Annotated in this window: 14 protein-coding genes and 1 pseudogene; 7 read left to right on the top strand and 8 right to left on the bottom strand. The window is 66.9% G+C overall.

The window, feature by feature from the left end:
* The 5 genes from LGM42_RS31875 to LGM42_RS31855 all read right to left on the bottom strand — a co-directional run.
* A partial coding sequence (locus LGM42_RS31875; RefSeq protein WP_264168445.1) for an ESPR-type extended signal peptide-containing protein occupies positions 1 to 3,934 on the bottom strand: 3,934 nt, incomplete at its 3' end.
* A 958-nt stretch (positions 3,935 to 4,892) separates the two neighbouring features.
* Positions 4,893 to 5,795: a hypothetical protein gene (locus LGM42_RS31870; RefSeq protein WP_059575437.1), complete on the bottom strand. Its 903-nt coding sequence runs from the start codon at positions 5,793 to 5,795 to the stop codon at positions 4,893 to 4,895.
* Between the two features lie 95 nt (positions 5,796 to 5,890).
* A complete protein-coding gene (locus LGM42_RS31865; RefSeq protein WP_006480563.1) occupies positions 5,891 to 6,109 on the bottom strand; it encodes a hypothetical protein in 219 nt (72 codons plus the stop codon).
* Positions 6,110 to 6,341: 232 nt separating this feature from the next.
* Entirely contained in the window at positions 6,342 to 6,992 is a 651-nt protein-coding gene (locus LGM42_RS31860) for an NADPH-dependent FMN reductase (protein WP_226234311.1), read from the bottom strand.
* Between the two features lie 310 nt (positions 6,993 to 7,302).
* Entirely contained in the window at positions 7,303 to 7,608 is a 306-nt protein-coding gene (locus tag LGM42_RS31855; protein ID WP_226234310.1) for an NIPSNAP family protein, read from the bottom strand.
* Positions 7,609 to 7,887: 279 nt separating this feature from the next.
* Here LGM42_RS31855 and LGM42_RS31850 point away from each other — a divergent pair, with 279 nt between their 5' ends.
* Positions 7,888 to 8,676, top strand: a complete 789-nt coding sequence (locus tag LGM42_RS31850) for a GNAT family N-acetyltransferase (RefSeq protein WP_226234309.1) — start codon at positions 7,888 to 7,890, stop codon at positions 8,674 to 8,676.
* Between the two features lie 165 nt (positions 8,677 to 8,841).
* Here LGM42_RS31850 and LGM42_RS31845 read toward each other — a convergent pair whose 3' ends face one another.
* Positions 8,842 to 10,197 (bottom strand): DUF3999 domain-containing protein, encoded by a 1,356-nt coding sequence (locus tag LGM42_RS31845; protein WP_226234308.1) that lies wholly within the window; start codon positions 10,195 to 10,197, stop codon positions 8,842 to 8,844.
* Complete coding sequence (locus LGM42_RS31840; RefSeq protein WP_226234307.1) at positions 10,194 to 13,571, bottom strand: DUF2339 domain-containing protein; 3,378 nt, start codon at positions 13,569 to 13,571, stop codon at positions 10,194 to 10,196. The genes LGM42_RS31845 and LGM42_RS31840 overlap by 4 nt, the downstream gene beginning before the upstream one ends.
* A 487-nt stretch (positions 13,572 to 14,058) precedes the next feature.
* On the opposite strand from LGM42_RS31840, the pseudogene LGM42_RS31835 reads away from it, so the two are divergent.
* From LGM42_RS31835 to LGM42_RS31815, 6 genes and pseudogenes are all read left to right on the top strand, one after another.
* A pseudogene (locus LGM42_RS31835) lies at positions 14,059 to 15,347 on the top strand (quaternary amine ABC transporter ATP-binding protein); the annotation flags it as partial.
* Positions 15,340 to 16,236: a choline ABC transporter permease subunit gene (choW, locus tag LGM42_RS31830; protein ID WP_059575424.1), complete on the top strand. Its 897-nt coding sequence runs from the start codon at positions 15,340 to 15,342 to the stop codon at positions 16,234 to 16,236. The pseudogene LGM42_RS31835 and the gene choW, both read left to right, overlap by 8 nt.
* 107 nt (positions 16,237 to 16,343) lie before the next feature.
* A complete protein-coding gene (locus tag LGM42_RS31825; RefSeq protein ID WP_059575422.1) occupies positions 16,344 to 17,342 on the top strand; it encodes a GlxA family transcriptional regulator in 999 nt (332 codons plus the stop codon).
* A 104-nt stretch (positions 17,343 to 17,446) separates the two neighbouring features.
* Positions 17,447 to 18,394 carry a choline ABC transporter substrate-binding protein gene (locus LGM42_RS31820; RefSeq protein WP_060314054.1) on the top strand — a complete coding sequence of 316 codons (948 nt, stop codon included), beginning with the start codon at positions 17,447 to 17,449 and terminating at the stop codon, positions 18,392 to 18,394.
* A gap of 169 nt (positions 18,395 to 18,563) precedes the next feature.
* The gene (locus LGM42_RS33130) at positions 18,564 to 18,692 is read left to right on the top strand and encodes a hypothetical protein (RefSeq protein WP_264168444.1); all 129 of its coding nucleotides are present in this window, start codon (positions 18,564 to 18,566) and stop codon (positions 18,690 to 18,692) included.
* On the top strand, positions 18,689 to 19,315 hold the full coding sequence (locus tag LGM42_RS31815; RefSeq protein WP_226221300.1) for a trimeric intracellular cation channel family protein: 627 nt from the start codon (positions 18,689 to 18,691) through the stop codon (positions 19,313 to 19,315). Before LGM42_RS33130 ends, LGM42_RS31815 begins: the two co-directional genes overlap by 4 nt.
* An 8-nt stretch (positions 19,316 to 19,323) precedes the next feature.
* Here the strand turns inward: LGM42_RS31815 and LGM42_RS31810 are convergent, their stop codons facing one another.
* Positions 19,324 to 19,749 carry a PACE efflux transporter gene (locus LGM42_RS31810; RefSeq protein ID WP_060314061.1) on the bottom strand — a complete coding sequence of 142 codons (426 nt, stop codon included), beginning with the start codon at positions 19,747 to 19,749 and terminating at the stop codon, positions 19,324 to 19,326.
* Positions 19,750 to 19,858 lie beyond the last annotated feature (109 nt).

Raw genomic sequence — 19,858 nt, 5'->3', positions numbered from 1 at the left:
TCGAGCTGTTGGCGGACGACAAGCCGGTCGACGTGGAGGTCGACAGTGACGACACCGAGCTGTCGGTGGAGCTCAGGCCGGTGGACAGCGAGTTGATACCGGTCGAGGTCGAAGTCGACAGGGACGTTATCGAGCTGTTGGCGGACGACAGGCCAGTCGACGTGGAGGTCGACAACGACGTCACTGAGCTGTTCGTGCTGCTCAGGCCGGTGGACAGCGAACCGATGCCGGTTGACGTCGACGTGGACAACGAACTGATCGCGCTATTGGCCGACGAGAGGCCAGTCGACGTGGAAGTCGACAGCGACGTCACCGAGCTATTGGTCGAGCTGAGACCTGTCGACAGCGAATTGATACCCGTCGAGGTCGACGTGGACAGCGACGAGATCGAGCTGTTAGCCGACGACAAGCCCGTCGAGGTCGAGGTCGACAGCGACGAAATGGCGCTGGTCGCGCTACCGACTTGCTGGGCGACGGAATAAAGCTGGCTACCGTTGATCGCGTCGGTACTGGTCGCGCTCACCTGGCCTGCAGCGACGTTGGTGATCTGCCGTTCTTTATTGACGTCGCCGACGCTGACGGTGCCGACCGGCGTGGCGCCGGCGAATCCGCCGAACGTAACGCCGTTGACGGTCGCGCTGCTCGTCGGGGTGGCCGCGGCGGTCGCCGAGTTCGCGCCGAGCGCGACGGAGTTGTTCGTGCCGGCGACAGCGCCGGTGCCGATGGCGACGGCGTCGGTGCCCGTCGCGGTGCTGTCGGGGCCCGTCGAGTTCGCGTGGAAATACTTGATGCCCTGGCTATTGATGCTGTCGATCGCCGAGCCCACGCTGTTGGCCGTCGATGTCGAGCCGTTCGCGTTGTACGTGGTGTACGCCGGGGCCGAGACCTTGCCCGTCGTCGGGTCGTACGTCGACCCGCCGCCAAGTGCCGACGCGGTGCTGCTGCCGAGGTTGTCTGTCTTCGTCGAGACCGAGCTGAGCCCAGTAGACAGCGAGTTGATGCCCGTCGAGGTCGAAGTCGACAGCGAGGTGATCGAGCTGTTGGCCGACGAGAGGCCCGTCGACGTGGACGACGAAAGCGACGTAACCGAGCTGTTTGCCGAGCTGAGGCCAGTAGACAGCGAATTGATGCCGATCGAAGTCGAGGTCGACAGCGAGGTGATTGAGCTATTCGCAGACGACAGGCCGGTCGACGTGGACGACGAAAGCGACGTCACCGAGCTGTTAGCTGTACTAAGGCCAGTGGACAGAGAATTGATGCCGGTCGAAGTCGAGGTCGACAGCGAGGTGATCGAGCTATTCGCAGACGACAGGCCGGTCGACGTGGACGACGAAAGCGACGTCACGGAGCTGTTAGCTGTACTAAGGCCAGTGGACAGCGAATTGATGCCGGTCGAAGTCGAGGTCGACAGCGAGGTGATCGAGCTGTTTGCCGACGAGAGGCCGGTCGACGTGGACGACGAAAGCGACGTGACCGAACTGTTAGCCGAGCTGAGGCCGGTGGACAGCGAATTGATGCCGGTCGAAGTCGATGTCGACAGCGAAGTGATCGAGCTGTTGGCCGACGAGATACCGGTCGACGTGGACGACGAAAGCGACGTAACAGAGCTGTTAGCTGAACTAAGGCCGGTGGACAGCGAATTGATGCCGGTCGAAGTCGAGGTCGACAGCGAGGTGACCGAGCTGTTGGCCGACGAGAGACCCGTCGACGTGGACGACGAAAGCGACGTGACCGAGCTGTTAGTCGAGCTGAGGCCGGTGGACAGCGAGTTGATGCCGGTCGAAGTCGAGGTCGACAGCGAAGTGATCGAGCTGTTTGCCGACGAGAGGCCGGTCGACGTGGACGACGAAAGCGACGTGACCGAGCTGTTAGCCGAGCTAAGGCCGGTAGACAACGAGTTGATGCCGGTCGAAGTCGAGGTCGACAGCGAAGTGATCGAGCTATTGGCCGACGAGAGGCCCGTCGACGTGGAGGTCGACAAGCTGACGATGCTCGACGTCGTGGTGCTGGCCACCGCGTAAAGCTGGCTACCGTTGATCGCGTCCGTGCTGCTTGCACCGATCAAGCCGGCCGCCACATTCTGGATGCGGCGCTCGGCACCGGCGGCGCCCACACTTACAACACCAGCGGCCGAATTCGCGCCGGCATAGGTACCGAATGTCTGACTTCCGATCGTCGTGCTGCTGACCGCACCGGTGCCGCCCGTCACTGTACTGGCCGCAGCGGTCGTGGTCGCACCTGAGCCGAGCGCAACCGAGCCCGCCACGTTCGCGTTGGCGCCTGCCCCGAATGCCAGTGCATTCGTCGCGCCGGATACCGCGGTATCGCCGATCGCGATGCCGCCAGCCGCCGTGGTCGTATTGCTATTGCCGAGTGCAACCGAGCCCTGGCCGATCGCACTGTTGCTGTTGCCGATTGCCACGGCACCGTTCGCGGCTGTCGTTCCCGCCGCATTGCCTGCGGCGATGTTATTTGCCCCCATCGTCACGGCGCCCGTGCCGTTCGCAATGTTCGGATCGCCGATCGCCACCGCGCCGTTACCGCTCGCCGTCTGTTGACTGCCGATCGCAACGGCGCCGACGCCGGACTTGACGGTTGAACGGTAGCCAATTGCCGTTGAACCCAAGCCGGCCGTTGACGAAACGCTCGAGGTATCGCCGATCGCAACCGACGAATTCGCCCCCGCGGTCGAAGTACTTCCCAGCGCCACAGCGGCGGAACCCGCGGCGGTCGACTGATTGCCGGCAGCGAGCGTAGCGAAATTCGACGCGACCGTTCCGATACCCAGTGCCGTTGCGTTCGTGCCGCTTGCATTGGCGCCGAGGCCAAACGCCGATGCTTGGCCGGCCGACGCGCTAGCTGACGCGCCAACGGCGGTCGCATTGCCGGCCGTTGCGGCTGCCCTGTTGCCGAGCGCGACCCCGTTCCCGCCCGACGCAACGGCCGTCACGCCAATGGCGGTATCCTGGGCCCCACTGGCAGTGGCCTGATTGCCGATAGCCGTTGCATCGGTGTTCGACGCAACCGCGCCGAAGCCGCCCGCGTAACTGGTGGCTCCGGTGGCGCTTGCGTTGAAGCCGGTTGCCATGCTGTTGGCCCCGGATGCCTTGGCGCTACCGCCCAGTGCAATTGCATTGGCGCCTGTCGAAGATGCCGCAGCCCCGACTGCGACGTTATTCGTTATCGAGGTATTCCCGGCGACACCCGCAACCGCGCCGTCGCCCTGCGCGATGCCGTATGCACTGTTGACGGTCGCACCGCGGCCGAGTGCGATGCCCGACGTGGCGGTCGATGCGACGGACGACTGCCCGCCGATCGCGATGCCGTCCGACGCAGCGGACTGCGCGCCCTTCGTTGCGTTGCTGCCGATGGCAACTGCGCCCGCGCCCGATGCGAGCGTCGAGTTTGCCTGCGACAGCGGCGTCGTTCCGTTGCCGCCTGCGCCGCCGATCGCGACGGAGTTCAGCGCGCTCGCCGTCGAGCCGAAGCCGAGTGCGGTTGCACCGGCACCGCTGGCGGTGGTTTCGAGGCCGGCCGCGACACCCCAGAGGCCGGCCGACGATTGCATGCCGGTGGCGACGGCGCCATTGCCGGTTGCCTGCGCGAACGAGCCGTAAACCGTGACACCGGTCCAGCCGTTGCCGTTGGAGTTACACCCGGCTACGACCGAATACGTTCCGGAGCCGTCGCCGGCCTGGTTTTGCGTACCGCCCGGATTGACGCGGCCGACCGCGCTGTTGCTTCCCGTGAAGCAGGTTTGCTGGGTGTTGAGCGTATTGGCTTCGGCCAGTCCGGGCAGGCTGATCGCCAGCGCCGCGACGGCCGCCACCACGACAGCCGACTTGTTCGGCTTACCCCGTGCCGAATCGATTTCCGATGCTGCGACCCACGCGCCGAGCGCTTCGTTCCAGATCGAGCGGTATGTGCGGTTCATATCCTGCTACCTCCAAATGTGCACGCCACACACCGGTCTCTTTTGTTAGAGGATTACTCCGTGCGCTCGCGTGAATCTCAAAATTGATGGGCGGAGTTTATTGGAGGCGGATTTTATAGATTGACAAACAGTGATAAATGAAGCGTTTTAAAAGTTAAAGAATGGTTAATGAGGCGGGTTTTTGCGCAAGAGAGCAGAATGAATTTGAAAGATGCAAGAATGCTTCTAGTATGGTTTGAATTCTACGGCCGATATTCTGGTTTTCCTATAAAAATCAATATGTTGAGGCGGTTTTGTGCGGTGGATGACACACTCTGCCTAGTCAAAAGTAAGACAAATGAAATAGCAAACGTTTGCGCGTCGCCGGATTCTTTCATGTTTGTAATGTTTTCTGGGTTGCGGTGAGCTAATGCGCTAGTCGAATTATTAACTTGTTAATATTTGGGCTTTTATTGAATTTTTGTTTTAGTGTGAAGATTATCTAGCAGTCAAATTAATCTGATTCGAGGTGCATTTGATTGTGCTGATGTGCGCATTCCGTCCGGCGCCGGGGCCCGTATGGCGGGCGTTCCGGGCCGTCCGGCCGTCGAAGTTGTAAAAAATTGCTACAGAACGCCCAAATGAAACAATCTGCGCCGATTTATCGGATTTGTCCTATTGACGATCGCGTTGACATCGGCGTTATCGCGGAATCGGCGCGTATGCCAGAGGTTGAGCGGGCGCACTCATGAGGGGTGTTTCGCGGGGTGTCGACGGGGCGCCACAGACCGTGGGTCTGCGTCCAGTCGGGGCCGAAATGTCAGATTCGGATGCGGCAATTTGTCCGCCACGCCGGCGCAGGCCCGGCGCGGCGAAATGAAAAAGGGGGGGATCGAATGTATCAGCCGCGCCACATTCGGCCCACGAGCGTGGGCCGAATGGGCCAGCCTGCCGCATGACCCGCGGCAAACTTCCGGCTTTACTTCTTCAGAAACCGCAGCGCGAACCGCGCCATCCGAGGCACGAACATCGGGCGCAGCAGGCGCTTGTCGTAACCGGCCATGCGCCGGTCGTTTTCCACGAGACACAGCTCGATCAGCTCGCGCGGGTTCAGCGCATCGCCGATGTCGGCGGTGCCCGTCGCCGGAAAATTCGCGTCACGCGCGGCGCCGTCGGCATCGATGCCGCGCGCGATGCTCATGCGGTCGCGGATCAGCTGCACCCACACGGCTGCGACGCGTGCGAAGAACCACGGCCGGCGCCACCACGGCATCGTGCGCCAGTACCATGCGTACCAGTTGACGAAGAACAGGATGTGGCGGCCTTCTTCCTGGATCACGGGCTCGAAGGTCTCGACCAGTTCGGGCGGGAAATAGCCGGAGCGCTGCGCGGAGCGGAACAGGCCGAACGCGAAAAAGCTGTCGATGCACTCGCTGAAGCCCGTCATCATCCACGACCATTCGGGATCTTTCGGCGCGGGGTAGGCCGGCTCGGGCGCGAGGCGGATGCCGTACGCCTCGACGAGCTTCGACAGCACGACCTTGTGGCGGGCTTCCTCGCCGCCGTCCATCTCGAGCGCACGGCGCAGCAGCGGATCGTCGACCGTCGCGGCGTAGGTCGCCACGCGGATCGACGCGCGGCCTTCGGTTTGCACCGCGATGTCCCAGATCGGCAGCGACGTGAGCCGCCTGAGCTCGGCCGGCTGGAGCGCCGGCCAGTCGATCACGGCCGGCTTGTACGGGTTGTGTGTGTCGAGCAGCATCCGACAGAACATCTGCTTGTGCGCATCGGAACCGATCCGGACCGGGCCTTGGGCCTCGAAGGTCCAGTTGCGCATTGCGTGATCTGCGGCTGCATGCTCTTCCTGCAGCGTGTCGGTCATGGCTATTGTTATGCGATTACGGATCGAAAGATTCTTGCACAGCTTCCGTCATCGCGTATTTTCGAGCGGCCATGTGCACGCCGGCCCCGCGCATGTCACGCGTTCGTGTCGACCCAGAGGCGGCCCCAGCGCGATGCATACGCGAGGGCATGCTCTTCCTCGAAGAAGAAATCGATTGCGTCGAACGACACGGAGCGCGGCGACGGGCCGCCGCTCGCGCGTTCGATCGTCAGGTTGGCGGCGAACAGCCCGTTCGGCAACCGGGCGGCAGCGGGAGCGACTTCGTAGCCCTTGTAGCGGATCGTACGGTTCATGGCATGCGCGGAAAAAGTTCGGACTTTCAGCGTACGCAAACCCGCCGGTCGGGTGAACCAATCTTTCGGCCAATGCAAATGACGCGGCGGGCTGAATCGTTATCGGGGCGGGACGCGGAACGGTGTTGTCGGGAGCCGGGACGACGCGCCCGCATGTCGGCACGCGTCGGAAGACGCGCCGCGCGCCCTCGTCGAATCCTGTCGAGCGAGGGCGCGCGGCGGAATGCGGGGATTACTGGTTGGCGACCTTCAGCACGGGGGCGAGCGCATCGACCGACGCCGCGTGCGAGGACGCCCGATGCGACGCGAACGCGAGCGCGAATTCGGCCGCTTGCGCGCCGACCGTCTCGAGTTGCGCGACGACCTTCGGATCCGAGCAGCTGTCGGCGCTCTCGAAGCGCGTTTCCAGCGTGTTGACGGTCGCGCCGAACGGCGTCGGCCAGCCGCGCAGCGCATGGACGATCGAGCGCAGCGACGTCAGCACGGTGCCGGCCGCCTGCCAGCCGTAGGCGGTGACGATCAGGCCGACCGCGCGGCCGTCGAGATACGGGCGTTCGTCCGCGCGCAGCTCCTCGAGCGTGTCGAGTGCGTTCTTCACGAGGCCGGACACGCCGCCGTGATAGCCGGGCGTCGCAATGATGATCGCGTCGGCCTGGCGCACCGCGTCGATCAGCTCGCGCTGCGCGTCGGTCAGCGTCTTGTGTTCGGGGGCGTAGTGCGGCAGCGTGTGCAGGAACGGGCCGTCGAACAGGCGCGTACGCGCGCCGGCGGCCTGCGCGCCGCGCAGGGCGAACGACAGCGCGCGTTCGGTGGACGACGCGGCCCGGGTGGTACCGCCGATGCCGACGACGAACGGGCGGCGGTGTTGATCGAATGCAGTCAAGGGGCGCTCCTGGGAGTGGCTTGCCCGGCTAAGCACAGGCTTAAAACCAGATGGTAACGACCCCGTCGCCACTCTGAAAACGACTTTTCGTTCTATCGATATGCCGCGCGGCGGGGCAATCGTGTGCGCGGCCGCGCAGATCGATAGCAGAAATGCTTGGTTGGGACGGTGCACCACGGTCGATAAGATGGGTGCGTCTCCTCCATGATGTCTCTACTGACATGGGTTGGCCCCGCCACGCGGATGCGGCGGGGCTTTTTTTCGTCCTCGGCCGGAAAACGGGGCCCGATGCGTGCCGCGGCGTGGCCGGTTACGCGAACACTGGCCGGAAGAAGCTGCGCTCGTAGCTGACGATGCAACGCGTGTCCTCCGCGTAGCGGAACGCGGCCTGGCAGGGCGGGTCGTCCTTCGAGCGTTCGCGGTAGCGCTCGTAGTCGGCGAGGCTCGGGAACGAGAACATTGCCAGCGCGATGTTGCTCGCGCCTTCGGATGGCAGGAAATAGCCATGATGCGTGCCGCCGAACCGTTCGACGAGCGGAATCCACATCTTGCCGTAGGTCTCGAATTCGACGAGTTTGTACGGGTCGACGACGTAGCGAAGGAAGCAGGTGATCATGGGCGCTCGCGATGCAGTGGCGGAGCCGCGAGTCTGGAGCGCGGGGCGGCACGTGTCAACGGCGTGCACGCCGGCGTCGGTTTCATTGCTTGATGCGTTGCTTGCGCGAGCAACGATCGGCACTTCGATGTGTTCGCCATGACGTGCGCACAGCCTCGAAATACACCGTACTCGCCACCTCCGCCAGCCGTGCTACCCGTGGATTTTTACGACATTTTTTCTTGCGACGGCGACCGGCGCGCTCCTAGACTTCGGGCATCTTCACCACGGAGCATGGCCATGTCGATACCCTGGAACGCGATCGCCGAACCCACCGCCGCCGCGCCGCTTTCCGCAGGCGCCGATCGGGTGATCGTCCGGCGCTTCGATCCGGCAATCGACAGCTACGCACAACTCACGCCGATGCTGCACCGTGCGTTCGCGCGGCTCGGTGCGATGGGGCTCAACTGCACGTGCGTCGATCAGGACGAAGACGTCACGCGCCACCGTGCGGAAGCAGGCGAGTGCTACGTCGCCGTGTGCGGCGGGCGCGTCGTCGGCACGGCCACGCTGTACGCGACCGATCCGTCGTCGGCCTGTTCGCTATACCGCCGTGAAGGCGTCGCGAGCGTGCGCCAGCTGGCGGTGGACCCGGCTTGCCAGAGCCGCGGGATCGGCGCGTTGCTGCTGTCGTTCGCCGAGCAGTGGGCCGTGTCGCGCGGCTATGCGCTGCTCGCGCTGGATACGCCGCATCCCGCCGCGCACCTGCTGGCGTTTTACGGCGCGCAGGGCTTCGAGGTGGTCGACGTGATGCGCTTCGCCGGCAAGCGCTACGACAGCGCGATCCTGTGCAAGCGGCCCGTTGCACGCCCCGTGCGCCGGGTGTCGTCGGCGTCGCGGCTGGCTGCGCGTGTGGCGGCAGTGCGGCGTGTCCTGCATGCGTGGGCGCCGCGCATTGTCGTGTTGGCCCGGCGCGAGGCGGGTTTGCGTCGCGCCGGACGTTTCGCGGCGCGCCGCGCGGCCGGTGCGGCCAGTTGCCGGTCGTCGCCGTGGCGGCCGCGTCAGCACGGCCGTTTCGTGGCCCGATAGCGGCGGGCGGACTCCGGTTCGTGCCGTTCGCCCGTCGCGTGGGCTTCACGCGAGGACGGGACGCGGGCCACTCGACCAATCGGCGCAATCACGCGTTCCGATGGCCAGGAGAACGAACCGGCTCGACGAACGGCGCGCCAAGCGGCACGCAACTGCTTGCGTACGTCACTCGTCGCGGCCGCGGGCGTCGCCGCCGCCTTTCGCAAGGCGCCACGCGATCGTGCCGAGCATGCCGACCGCCACCACCAGCGCGCCCCACAGCACGTAGCGGCGCGCGGCGTCCGTGTCGGCGGCGGCCACCGGCGCGACCGCCGACGCCGGCAGCGCCGCGCCGACGCGCGCGGGCCGTACTTCGGGCGCCATGCCGACCAGCAGTGCGTCGCGGCTCACGGCCGACGACCCGAGCGACGCGTCGCCGACGCCGAGCGTAAACGGCGGCGCGCCGCGCGCGACGAAGGTCAGCGCGGCCGGATGCCAGCCGATCGCGACGGCCGGCTGCCCGCCGCCGAGCCCCCCGTTGCGCATGTCGACGACGATTCGCCATGTGCGGTCCGTATTCGCGACGAACTCGAGCGGCGGATTGCGCTGCTCGCCGCCCTTGCCCTGCAGCCGGAACAGCACGGCGCCCGCGACGTCGCGCCACGGCGCCTGTGCGTCGGCACGGCTTTGCAGCGCCGCGCGTGCGACGGTGTTCGGTTGCGGCAGGCCGATGCGCACGCGGTCGACCGGATACGCGCCGTCGGTGTCGAACAAATACTCGCCCGGCGCACGGCCGGCGCGTACCCGCACGGCGTCGCGCCACTGACGCGGCGCGGATGCCGTATCGGTGCCGCGAGCGTCGCGCGGATGCGTCTCGACGTCGATCGACGCGATCGCAGGCGCGTCGTCGAGCCAGTCCAGCCGCAGGTAGCGCGGCGCGGCGCCGTCGAGCGCGATGCGCTCCTGCACCAGCATGTCGCTGCCGCGGCCGACCTTCAGCAACTGCGTGCTGCCGAGCGGCCGCCAACTGCGCAGGTCGTCGCTGGCTTCGACGGACACACGCCCCTGGTAGCTGTCGTCGCTCACGTGCACGAGCAGCGCATCGATGCTGCCGTCGGTATGCGACAGGTCGACGAGGTCCGCGCCGTGCGTGGTGTGCGAAGGCGTCGCGACGGCCGCGCGCAGCGCGCCGTCCGGGCCGACCGTCACGCCGAGCGGCGCGTTGGCGTTCCCGGCGCGGGCGGGCGGCAGCGGAAACCAGTGCACCGGCGTGCGGGACGGCGGCACGGCAGGAGCGGCGGCGGGCGCGTCGAGCGAGTACGGCACTGGCTCGCCCGCGCCGTTGAAGATGCGCACGTCGCCGAGATCGTCGCGCCGGCTCGCCGCATACACGGGCTGCGGCACGGTGAGCTGGTAGTACGCGGCGCTGCCGTCGAGGTCGAGCGCGAAGCGCTGCGCGACGCGGGCTGCGTTCGGGGCATCGCCGGCCGCCGCGAACGACGCGAACAGGCTCAGCCCGAGCAGGGCGGCGAATCGTTTCATGGCCGGCCGTCCTGTTGCGCGGCTGCCTTCGGCGGCAGCGGCGAGAAATAGCCGATCAACAGCAGCAGCACGCCGATGCCGATGAACGACACGATGCGCTCGATGCCGGTGACATGCGACAGGTCGAACAGGAACAGCTTGACGACCGTGAGCGCGAGCAGCGCGGCGCCGACGAACCACAGCGGCCGCAACCCGCGGCGCGTGGCCCAGATCGCGATCGCGAGCGCGCAGACCGTCCAGTACACGGATACCGACGCCTGCACGAGCGTCGATTCGGCCATCGCGCGGAATTCATACGGCACGCCGGCCCAGTGATGCAGCGTGCGCAGCAGGATCGCGTTCAGCCACAGGAAGCCGGTCGCGCCGGCCGCACCCAGCAGCTCGACGCGGTACCTGCCGAACGACCAGCCGAGCTTGCGCGCGCGCACGAACCACGACGCAGCGAGCGCGTAGACGACCGCGAGCACGAGATCGAGCGGATTGAACAGCGGCACGCGCGCCCAGCTTCCGCCGTCCTGCGTGAAGTTCGCGTAGAACGTCCACGCCCACATCACGACGATCAGCGGCAGCGACGCGAACGCGCAGAGACGGGCGATGCCGTCGCGGCGCGTGAGCCACATCCCGGCGAACGCGAACAGGCTCCAGCCGACCATGAACACCTGCTGGACGCCGAACGACGAGACCACGGTGTCGATGTCGTAGCCCAGGTGGAAGCGGTGATGCAGCGTGCGCAGCATCAGCGCGTTGAACCACAGGAACACGGTCGCGATCGCCGCATAGTCGACGACGCGCGGATGCCACGCGATGCCGAGCGTTTTCAGGCGGCGTAGCCACGCGGCGAAGGCGACGAACACGAGACCCTGCGCGACGTCGAGCGGATTGAGCAGCGGCAGCCAGAAAAGCGGCGCTGCGTCGCCGTCGCTGACCGTGCTGGCGAGGCTCCACAGCCACAGCAGCGCGGCGAGCGGCGCGGCCCCCCACACCTGATACGCGCGCGGGAACGCCGCGACGGGCCAGCGCAGGCGCGAGCCGGGGCCCGACACGAGCAGGAGCAGCGCGCCGAATCCGTATGCCCATGCGCTCCAGCTCCACGCGCCTTCGGGGACGAACGCGTGCAGGCGCCAGAAGCCTTCGAGCGAGAGCAGCCCGCACAGGGTCCAGAACGTCAGCGTATGCAGCGGCGCGAGGATGCCTGCTGCAACGGCCGGCGCCGCGTCGTTCGCGGCAGCGGCGCGGCCCGTGTCGCGCGACTGGCGCCACAGCAGCGCGAGCCCCGCACCGACGGCCAGCGGCCACGCGAACGCACCCATGCCCGACAGCGGCGCTTCGTGCGCATCGAACACGCGCAGCGCGAGCAGCGCCAGCACCGGCGTGAGCGCGAGCGCGGGCCATTCGGCGAGCGGCCATGCGAGCCGGCGGCGTGCGACATGCGCGAGCCACGCGGTACCGGCCGCGAACAGTGCGGTCGTATCGACGACGAAGCGATCGGCATGCAGGTCGACGTGGCGGCTTGCGTGGACCAGGATCTCGTGCAGCCCACCGCTGACCCACCACAGCAGCCCCCACGCGGCGGCCGCGACACCGATCTCGGGCATCCATGCGTGCCATGCGCGCGCTTCGCCGCGCCCGTGCAGCCACCAGCCGGTGAACAGGCCGGCGAGCGCGATCAGCAGCATCGCGATGGTCGGGCCGTTGAGCACGGGCAGCGCGGTCGCGTCGGCCGGCGCGAGCAGGCTCGTGAAGAACGCGCCTGCCGCGGCGAGCTGCATCAGCAGCCCGAAGCCGAATGCGAGCAGGCGCTTCTGGCGCACGCCGAGCCACACGACGGCCGCGCCTTCGATGGCCCACGCGGCGCTGGTCGTCGGCCCCGAGAACGCGAGCGGCACCGCGAGCGTCGCGAAGATGACCGCGAGCGCGAGCATCGATTCGAACAGCAGCCCGAGGCGGTCGCGGCGCCGCGCGAGCCATGCGGCGACCGCGACGTAGAACGCCGACAGCGCGACCGCGCTCCACGCGAGCGCGAACGGCATGCCTTTCACGAGCGACGCCTGCAGCGCGGTCGCGACGATCGGCGTGCCGAACACGAGCGTGCCGTCCACGTAGTGCCGCAGCGCGAGTTCGCGTTTCACCGCATACAGCAGCGCGATACCGACATACATCAGGAAGAACAGGACGAGGAACGGCTCGGTGCTCGCGAACAGCGCGGGGCGATAGGCCGTCACGCCCCACGCGGAGCCGATCGTGAACGTGAACACGAAGCCGAGCAGGTTCAGCGGGCGCCAGGCCTTGAACCACGCGATCGCGAAAATGCCCGCGTTCAGCAGTGCGTAGTAGCTGAACAGCGCGACATGGTTGCCCTGGCCGGTCGACAGCAGGATCGGTGCGAGGAAGCCGCCCGCGCTGCCCATGAACGCGAGGGGCAGCGCGTTCTGCCGCACCGCGAGGAACGCGCTCAGCGCGCAGATCGCGACCATCAGCGGGAACGCGGCGCCGACGGGCAACAGCGCATAAAGCTTGGTCGCGGCGAAGATCGTCAGGTACAGGATGCCGACGCCGCCGCCTTGCAGCACGAGACCGTATGCGGCGCGGCGCGCTCGCACGCGCCAGCCGATCGCGAGCAGCGCGGCCGCGGCGAGCGCCGTGCCCGCGAGGCGGAATTCGATCGGCAGCATGTCGTTGTCGGCCGCGTACTTGAGCAGGAACGCGACGCCGAAGAACAGCACGATGATCCCGACACGCACCACCGTGTTGCCGCCGAGCAGCCAGTCGCGCGCGGCGCCGAACGCGCGTTCGGCGAGGCCGGGTTCGCGCGGCGCAGGCGGTACGGGCGGAGCCGCGCGGCTCGCGGTGGCGGGTGCGCTGGCGGTGGTGTGGGCGTGAGCGGACGCAGTGGCGGTGCGTGCCGTGGTTGCCGGTGCGGGAGCCGCTGCGGGTGCCGGCGTCGAAGCCGATGCCGGTGTGTCGACCCGTGCGGCGGCAGGTTGTTGGGCGGGCGTGGCCGGAACGTGGGCCGGTAGCGGCGCGGAGGCACCGGCCGACGCCGTTTGCGCGAGGCCGCCGGAGGTCGCCGCGCCGGCCTTCGCGCCCGCCAGTTGCGCGCGCAGCGAATCGAGTTCGCGCGTGAGCGTGTCGACGGTGGCTTCGAGGCGCGCGACGCGATCGGCGAGGGGTAACGGGGTGGGAGGCGGCGCCGCGGAGATCGCGAATGAATCGGGCGCGACGGGCGCGTGACGGAGCTTGCGTTGCCGCAGCGCATGCCCGACGCAGAACCCGACGGCGGCCCCGAGCAGCGAGCCGCTTCCGGCCGAGAAATCCCCGATCAAGGCGGCGATGCCGCCCACGATGAAGCCGATTACGGCGAATGCCCAGTTCAACGCCTTGCTCCCTCTCACTATCGTTATCGTCCTTCGATCGCGGATCGCACCGGATCGAGGCGGTTTCAGCACGGCCGGCAGGCGAACCGGCATGCGCGCGTCGTACGGCCGGGCCCTCGTGCGAAAGGCCCGCGACGGCGTCGCGATTGGCGTGTTTGCGGGGAATGTATCACAGCGCGCATGCTCCGATTTGCGGGGTTGGCGTGGTATCGCGGCGTGCGCCGTCCGGTGTCGCCATCCGGCTTTCTGCACGGTCATGCTTTTTACCGACGAATGCAGTGCGCGTTTTCGTCTGAACGAATCGACGCCGGAACGGACGTGAACTTGTCGCAAAACGACGCGTGCCCGATACGCGCTGGCGCAAAACCTCATGTGATGCGCGCCGCGTTGCTGCGCACAAGTCCGGCGCGGAATGCCCGCCGTTGCGGGCCGTGCGCGTATTGCGCCGCCGCAATCGGCTGCGCGGCCCGCCGGGCGGGGCTGCGGGCCGTGTCGTATTTGCGCAAGCGTTTGTCGTAATTCGTCGGCAGGCCGGGGTTTTTTCTGGCAACTATGTAGGCACGCTATGACAAGCGCGAGTCCCCGCTACACGAGGAGAAGGTTTCGATGGATGCCCCCAAGGTTGTGGTCGAAGGTCTGTGCAAGGTGTTTGGAAGCAATCCCCAGCAGGCGCTCGACATGCTCGCCGCCGGCGCGACGAAGGACGATGTGCTCAAGCGCACCGGTCAGGTCGTCGGCGTGCACAACGTCTCCTTCGATGTGCAGGAAGGCGAAATTTTCGTGCTGATGGGCCTGTCCGGCTCCGGCAAGTCCACGCTGATCCGCCTCGTGAACCGGCTGGTCGATCCAAGCGCCGGCAAGGTGCTGATCGACGGGCTCGACGTCGCGTCGGCGCGCCGCTCGGCGCTGACCGCGCTGCGCCGCAAGGACATGAGCATGGTGTTCCAGTCGTTCGCGCTGATGCCGCATCGCACCGTCGTGTCGAATGCCGCGTTCGGCCTCGAAGTCGCGGGCATGGGCAAGAAGGAGCGCGAGCGCCGTGCGATGGAAGTGCTCGAGCAGGTCGGCCTCGCGCCGTTTTCACACAAGCTGCCGTCCGAGCTGTCGGGCGGCATGCAGCAGCGCGTCGGCCTCGCCCGCGCGCTCGCCGTGAACCCGTCGCTGATGATCATGGACGAGGCGTTCTCCGCACTCGATCCGCTCAAGCGCCGCGAGATGCAGGACGTGCTGCTGCAACTGCAGAAGGAGCAGCGCCGCACGATCATGTTCGTGTCGCATGATCTGGAGGAAGCGCTGCGCATCGGCAACCGCATCGCGATCATGGAAGGCGGCCGCCTCGTGCAGGTCGGCACGCCGCAGGACATCATCGCGAATCCGGCGGACGACTACGTGCGCGCGTTCTTCGACGGCATCGACACGAGCCGCTACCTCACCGCCGGCGACTTGATGCAGACGGGCGCCGTGCCGCTCGTGTCGAAGTGCGATGCCGCGAACGTCGCGGCGTCGCTGAACGGCAGCGCCGAATACGCGTTCGTGCTCGATGCCGCACGCAAGATTCGCGGCTTCGTCACGCGCGAGGCGCTCGGTCAGGACACGCCGTCGGTGCGGCCGATCGAAAGCATCCGGCGCGATGCGTCGCTCGAACATGTCGTCGCGCGCGTCGTCGCGAGCCCGAATGCATTGCCCGTCGTCGACGACGACGGCTGCTACTGCGGCTCGGTCGATCGTGCGCTCATCCTGAAGGCCATCACGCGTTCGCGAGGCTCCCATGTCTGAAATGATTCCGCTCGGTACCTGGGTCGACCAGTCCGTTCACTACCTGCTCGACCACGACGCGAAGACGTTCGACGCGATCGGTCAAGCGATCGAAGGGCTCGCCGCATTCGTCGAGCATGGCCTGCAGGCGATCCCGATGTGGCTGATGATGGCGATCTTCATCGGCGTCGGGCTGTGGCGGGTGGGCTGGCGCTTCGCGCTGTTCACGACCGCGTCGCTGCTGCTGATCTTCGCGACGGGCTTCTGGGACCAGACGGTCATCACGCTCGGCCTCACGCTGTCGTCGACGATCATCAGCCTCGTGCTCGGCATCCCGCTCGGGATCTGGGCCGCGAAGAGCAAGTGGGTGGCCGCGATCGTGCGGCCGATCCTCGACCTGATGCAGACGATGCCGGCCTTCGTCTACCTGATTCCGGCCGCGATGCTGTTCGGTCTCGGCCGCGTGCCGGGGATCCTGTCGACGGTGATCTTCGCGATGCCGCCGGCCGTGCGCCTCACGAGCCTCGGCATCCGCCACGTGAACCGAGAGATCGTCGAAGCCGGCCAGGCATTCGGCTGCACGCCGTGGCAACTGCTGTACAAGGTGCAGTTCCCGAACGCGCTGCCGTCGATCATGCAGGGTGTGAACCAGACGATCATGATGGCGCTGTCGATGGTGATCATCGCGTCGATGGTCGGCGCGGGCGGCCTCGGCAACGACGTGCTCGCGAGTATCCAGCGCCTCGACATCGGTCTCGGCTTCGAAAGCGGTCTGTCGGTCGTGCTGCTCGCGATCATTCTCGACCGCATCACCGAGAGCTTCGGCCGCGCGCCGGGCACTGCGAAGGCGCCGCTGTTCTCGGGCCTCAAGCAGCTCTTTCGCGTGAAGGCTTCGCCCGCGCAGGCCTGATCTCCGGCGGCCGGCAACGCGCCGGCCGCTCACCCTGAATGGATAACGGCTCCCGCGGCTTCGGCCGCGGGGCTGGCTCCCCGCAACCTCCTCGCCAGGAGACCGATGTGACGTCCGCCGTCGCTGTCGCGCCCGCCGCCTGCGTTTCACCGGTTTCGTCCCTCGCCCATTTCGGCTTTCTGACGCTGCCGAACTTCTCGATGATCGCGTTCTCGAGCGCGGTCGAAGTGCTTCGGATGGCGAACTACGTCGGGCGGGCGGATCACTACAAGTGGTCGATCTACTCGCTCGACGGCGCCCCCGCGCATGCCAGCAACGGCATCGCGGTGCGGCCCACGCAAGCGCTCGACTACGACAACCTGCCCGACGTGATGATCGTGTGCGGCGGCATCCGCATCCGCGACGTGGTCGACGACGGCGCGCGAGATACGCTCACGGCACTCGCCGAACGCGGGCTGCCGCTCGGCGGCATCTGCACGGGTGCGTACGCGCTGATGTCGAGCGGGCTGCTCGACGGCTATCGCTGCACCGTGCACTGGGAGAACCTGTCCGCGCTGCATTCCGAATTCCCGCAGGTGGGTTTCGCCGACGAGTTGTTCGTCGTCGATCGCGACCGCCTGACCTGCACCGGCGGCACCGCGCCGCTCGACCTGATGCTGAACCTCGTCGGCATGCGGTTCGGCCAGCAACTGGCCGCGCAGGTCTCCGAGCAGTTCATCCTCGAGCGCATCCGCAGCTCGACCGATACGCAGCCGATTCCCGTCGATGCGCGGGTCGGCTTCTCGCGTGCGGAGCTGATCGAGGTCGTGCGGCTGATGGAGGCGAACATCGAGGAGCCGCTGTCGCTCGAGGAGCTCGCGCGGCTCGTGCGGTTGTCGCAGCGGCATCTGCAGCGCATGTTCAAGGTGTACCTGAACGTGTCGCCGACCCACTATTACCTGACGCTGCGCCTGAAGCGCGCACGCGACCTGCTGCGCACGACCGATGCGTCGATCGCACGCGTGACGGCGGTCTGCGGCTTTCATTCGCCGTGTCATTTCAGCAAGGCATACCGCGCGCAGTTCGGCCATGCGCCGAGCTACGAGCGCCGGCTGCCGGGGCGCTGAGCCGGGGCAATCGGACGGTCCGCGACGTCGCCGGGATCGCGGCGCGCGGCTTCAACAAACGATCCCGCATTCAAGCAAACGACATCACTTTGAGGAGAAGCAAGATGAAGCGCCTATTGATCGCAGCGGTGTGCGGAATCGGGATGACCGCGCCGATGTCGGCCGTTTATGCGGCCGATCCGCCCGTGTGCAAGAACGTGCGCTTCGCGGATGTCGGTTGGTCCGACATCGCGGCGACCACGGGCCTCGCGTCGACGATGCTGCAGGGGCTCGGCTACAACCCGACGAAGACGATCGCGTCGGTGCCGATCACGTTCGCGGGGATCAAGAGCAAGCAGATCGACGTGTTCCTCGGCTACTGGTCGCCGACGATGGACCCGATCATCCAGCCGTTCACGAAGGCCGGCACGATCAAGGTGCTCGCGACGCCGAACCTGACCGGCGCGAAATACACGCTCGCGGTGCCCGACTACGTGTACCAGGGCGGCCTGAAGTCGTTCGCGGACATCCAGAAGTACGCGGACAAGCTCAACGGCAAGATCTACGGGATCGAGCCGGGCAACGACGGCAATGCGCTGATCAAGAAGATGATCGACGGCAACCAGTTCGGCCTCGGCAAGTTCAAGCTGGTCGAGTCGAGCGAGGCCGGGATGCTGGTCGAGGTGAATCGCGCGATCCGCGACAAGCAGTGGATCGTGTTCCTCGGCTGGGAACCGCATCCGATGAACGTGCAGATGAAGATCGACTACCTGACCGGCGGCGACGACGTGTTCGGCCCGAACTACGGCGAAGCGAAAGTGCTGACGGCGACGCCGCCCGACTACGCGCAGCGCTGCCCGAACGTCGCGAAGTTCGTGTCGAACCTGCAGTTCACGACGGCGATCGAGAACCACGTGATGGTGCCGATCATGAACAAGCAGGACCCGAACAAGGCCGCCGCCGCGTGGCTGAAGGCGAACCCGGAGGCGCTCGACAAGTGGCTGGCCGGCGTGACGACGATCGACGGCAAGCCGGGCCTGCCGGCGGTGAAGGCGTATCTCGGCGCGCATTGACGGTGACGTGTCGGGCTGGGCGGCCGCGGCCCGAAGCCTGACCTGAATGTTGAGCCGGCGTAAGCAGGGCGACCTGCTTGCGCCGGCTTTTTGCTGCCCGCTTCATGCTCCGCCCGACGGTCGCCGGACGATGCGCTAGACTGCTCGATCCCCGATCGAGGAGACGGCAATGACCCGCAACCCGCTTGATGCATCCGGACGGCAACACGCGGCCGGCACGCGGCTGAATGGCGCGACCGCTTCGGCCGACGCAGGCTGTCACCGCGCGCTGCCGTACCGCGGCCAAACCTTCGCATGAAGCGCATCGAGCAAGTCGTGCTCGCGGCCGATCTCGCGGGCACGGCGGTGTTCGCGATCGAGGGCGCCAATGCGGCGATCGGCGCCGGACTTGACCTGTTCGGGGTGATGGTGCTGTCGCTCGTCGTCGCGCTTGGCGGCGGCGTGATTCGCGACCTGCTGATCGGCGCTCGCCCGCCGAGCGCCGTGAGCGACTGGCGTTATCCGGCGCTCGCGTTCGCCGCAGGACTGTTCGCCTTCGTGTTTCATGCGCGGGTCGCGTCGTTTTCGCCGTCGCTGCTGACGATGCTCGATGCGGCCGGCCTCGCGCTGTTCGCGGTCGCGGGCGCCGTGAAGGCGCTCGAATTCCGCGTCCACCCGTTCATTGCCACGCTGATGGGCGCCGTGACCGGCTGCGGGGGCGGCGTCGTGCGCGATCTGCTGCTCGCGCGGATACCCGTCGTGCTGGTCACGGACATCTACGCGAGCGCGGCGCTGCTCGGCGCGGTCGTCGTCGTGCTGTGCCGGCGACTCGGTTGCCCACCCGTCGTCGCGGCCTTGCTGGGCGGGCTAGCGTGCTTCGCGCTGCGGATGGCGGCGGTGCGTTTCGGCTGGCAGTTGCCGAAAATTGCCGCGGGGGCGTAGGCCCCGGCTCACGACCCCTTCGTCGCCGCCGGCACGTCGAACACGCGATCGAACGCCCACTGGAACACGAACGCGTAGCAGAAGAAGAACGCGAACAGCCCGATATCGACGACGAATGCGTCGAACCACGAGATGTCGAGCCACCACGATACGACCGGCACGAGGATGAAGATCAGCCCGCCCTCGAATCCGGTCGCGTGCAGGATCCGCCGCCCGAGCGTACGTGCCGGCTGCCGGCGCGATGCTTCCCAGCGCTCGAACAGCGCGTTGAAGATCAGGTTCCACAGCATCGCGATCGCCGACATCGTCGCCGACAGCGCGCCGGAATAGACGAGATCCTGCTTGAAGATCGCCGCGATCGCGGGCGAGATGCAGGAAATCGCGATCGCTTCGTAGAGCACCGCCTGCGTGATCCTGCGCGGTAGGCCTTGCACGGGTTCCTCCGGTTCGAGGTCGACCGTCGCGGCACCATGCCGCGACGTCCCGCAAGGCTAGTCGCGTTGCGCAGCCGCTTCAATTCACCTAATCTCACCCCGATTGAAT

This window comes from Burkholderia sp. AU39826, assembly GCF_020419965.1.
GTDB lineage: Bacteria > Pseudomonadota > Gammaproteobacteria > Burkholderiales > Burkholderiaceae > Burkholderia > Burkholderia semiarida.
Note: the sequence above shows the minus strand (reverse complement) of the source record. Positions and strands in the feature narration are given on the sequence as shown.

Bases quoted from the DNA above. Each gene is read 5' to 3' on its own strand.
- LGM42_RS31870 (WP_059575437.1), bottom strand. From the start codon at position 5,795: ATGACCGACACGCTGCAGGAAGAGCATGCAGCCGCAGATCACGCAATG.
- LGM42_RS31865 (WP_006480563.1), bottom strand. From the start codon at position 6,109: ATGAACCGTACGATCCGCTACAAGGGCTACGAAGTCGCTCCCGCTGCC.
- LGM42_RS31855 (WP_226234310.1), bottom strand. From the start codon at position 7,608: ATGATCACCTGCTTCCTTCGCTACGTCGTCGACCCGTACAAACTCGTC.
- LGM42_RS31850 (WP_226234309.1), top strand. From the start codon at position 7,888: ATGTCGATACCCTGGAACGCGATCGCCGAACCCACCGCCGCCGCGCCG.
- LGM42_RS31845 (WP_226234308.1), bottom strand. From the start codon at position 10,197: ATGAAACGATTCGCCGCCCTGCTCGGGCTGAGCCTGTTCGCGTCGTTC.
- choW (WP_059575424.1), top strand. From the start codon at position 15,340: ATGTCTGAAATGATTCCGCTCGGTACCTGGGTCGACCAGTCCGTTCAC.
- LGM42_RS31820 (WP_060314054.1), top strand. From the start codon at position 17,447: ATGAAGCGCCTATTGATCGCAGCGGTGTGCGGAATCGGGATGACCGCG.
- LGM42_RS33130 (WP_264168444.1), top strand. From the start codon at position 18,564: ATGACCCGCAACCCGCTTGATGCATCCGGACGGCAACACGCGGCCGGC.
- LGM42_RS31815 (WP_226221300.1), top strand. From the start codon at position 18,689: ATGAAGCGCATCGAGCAAGTCGTGCTCGCGGCCGATCTCGCGGGCACG.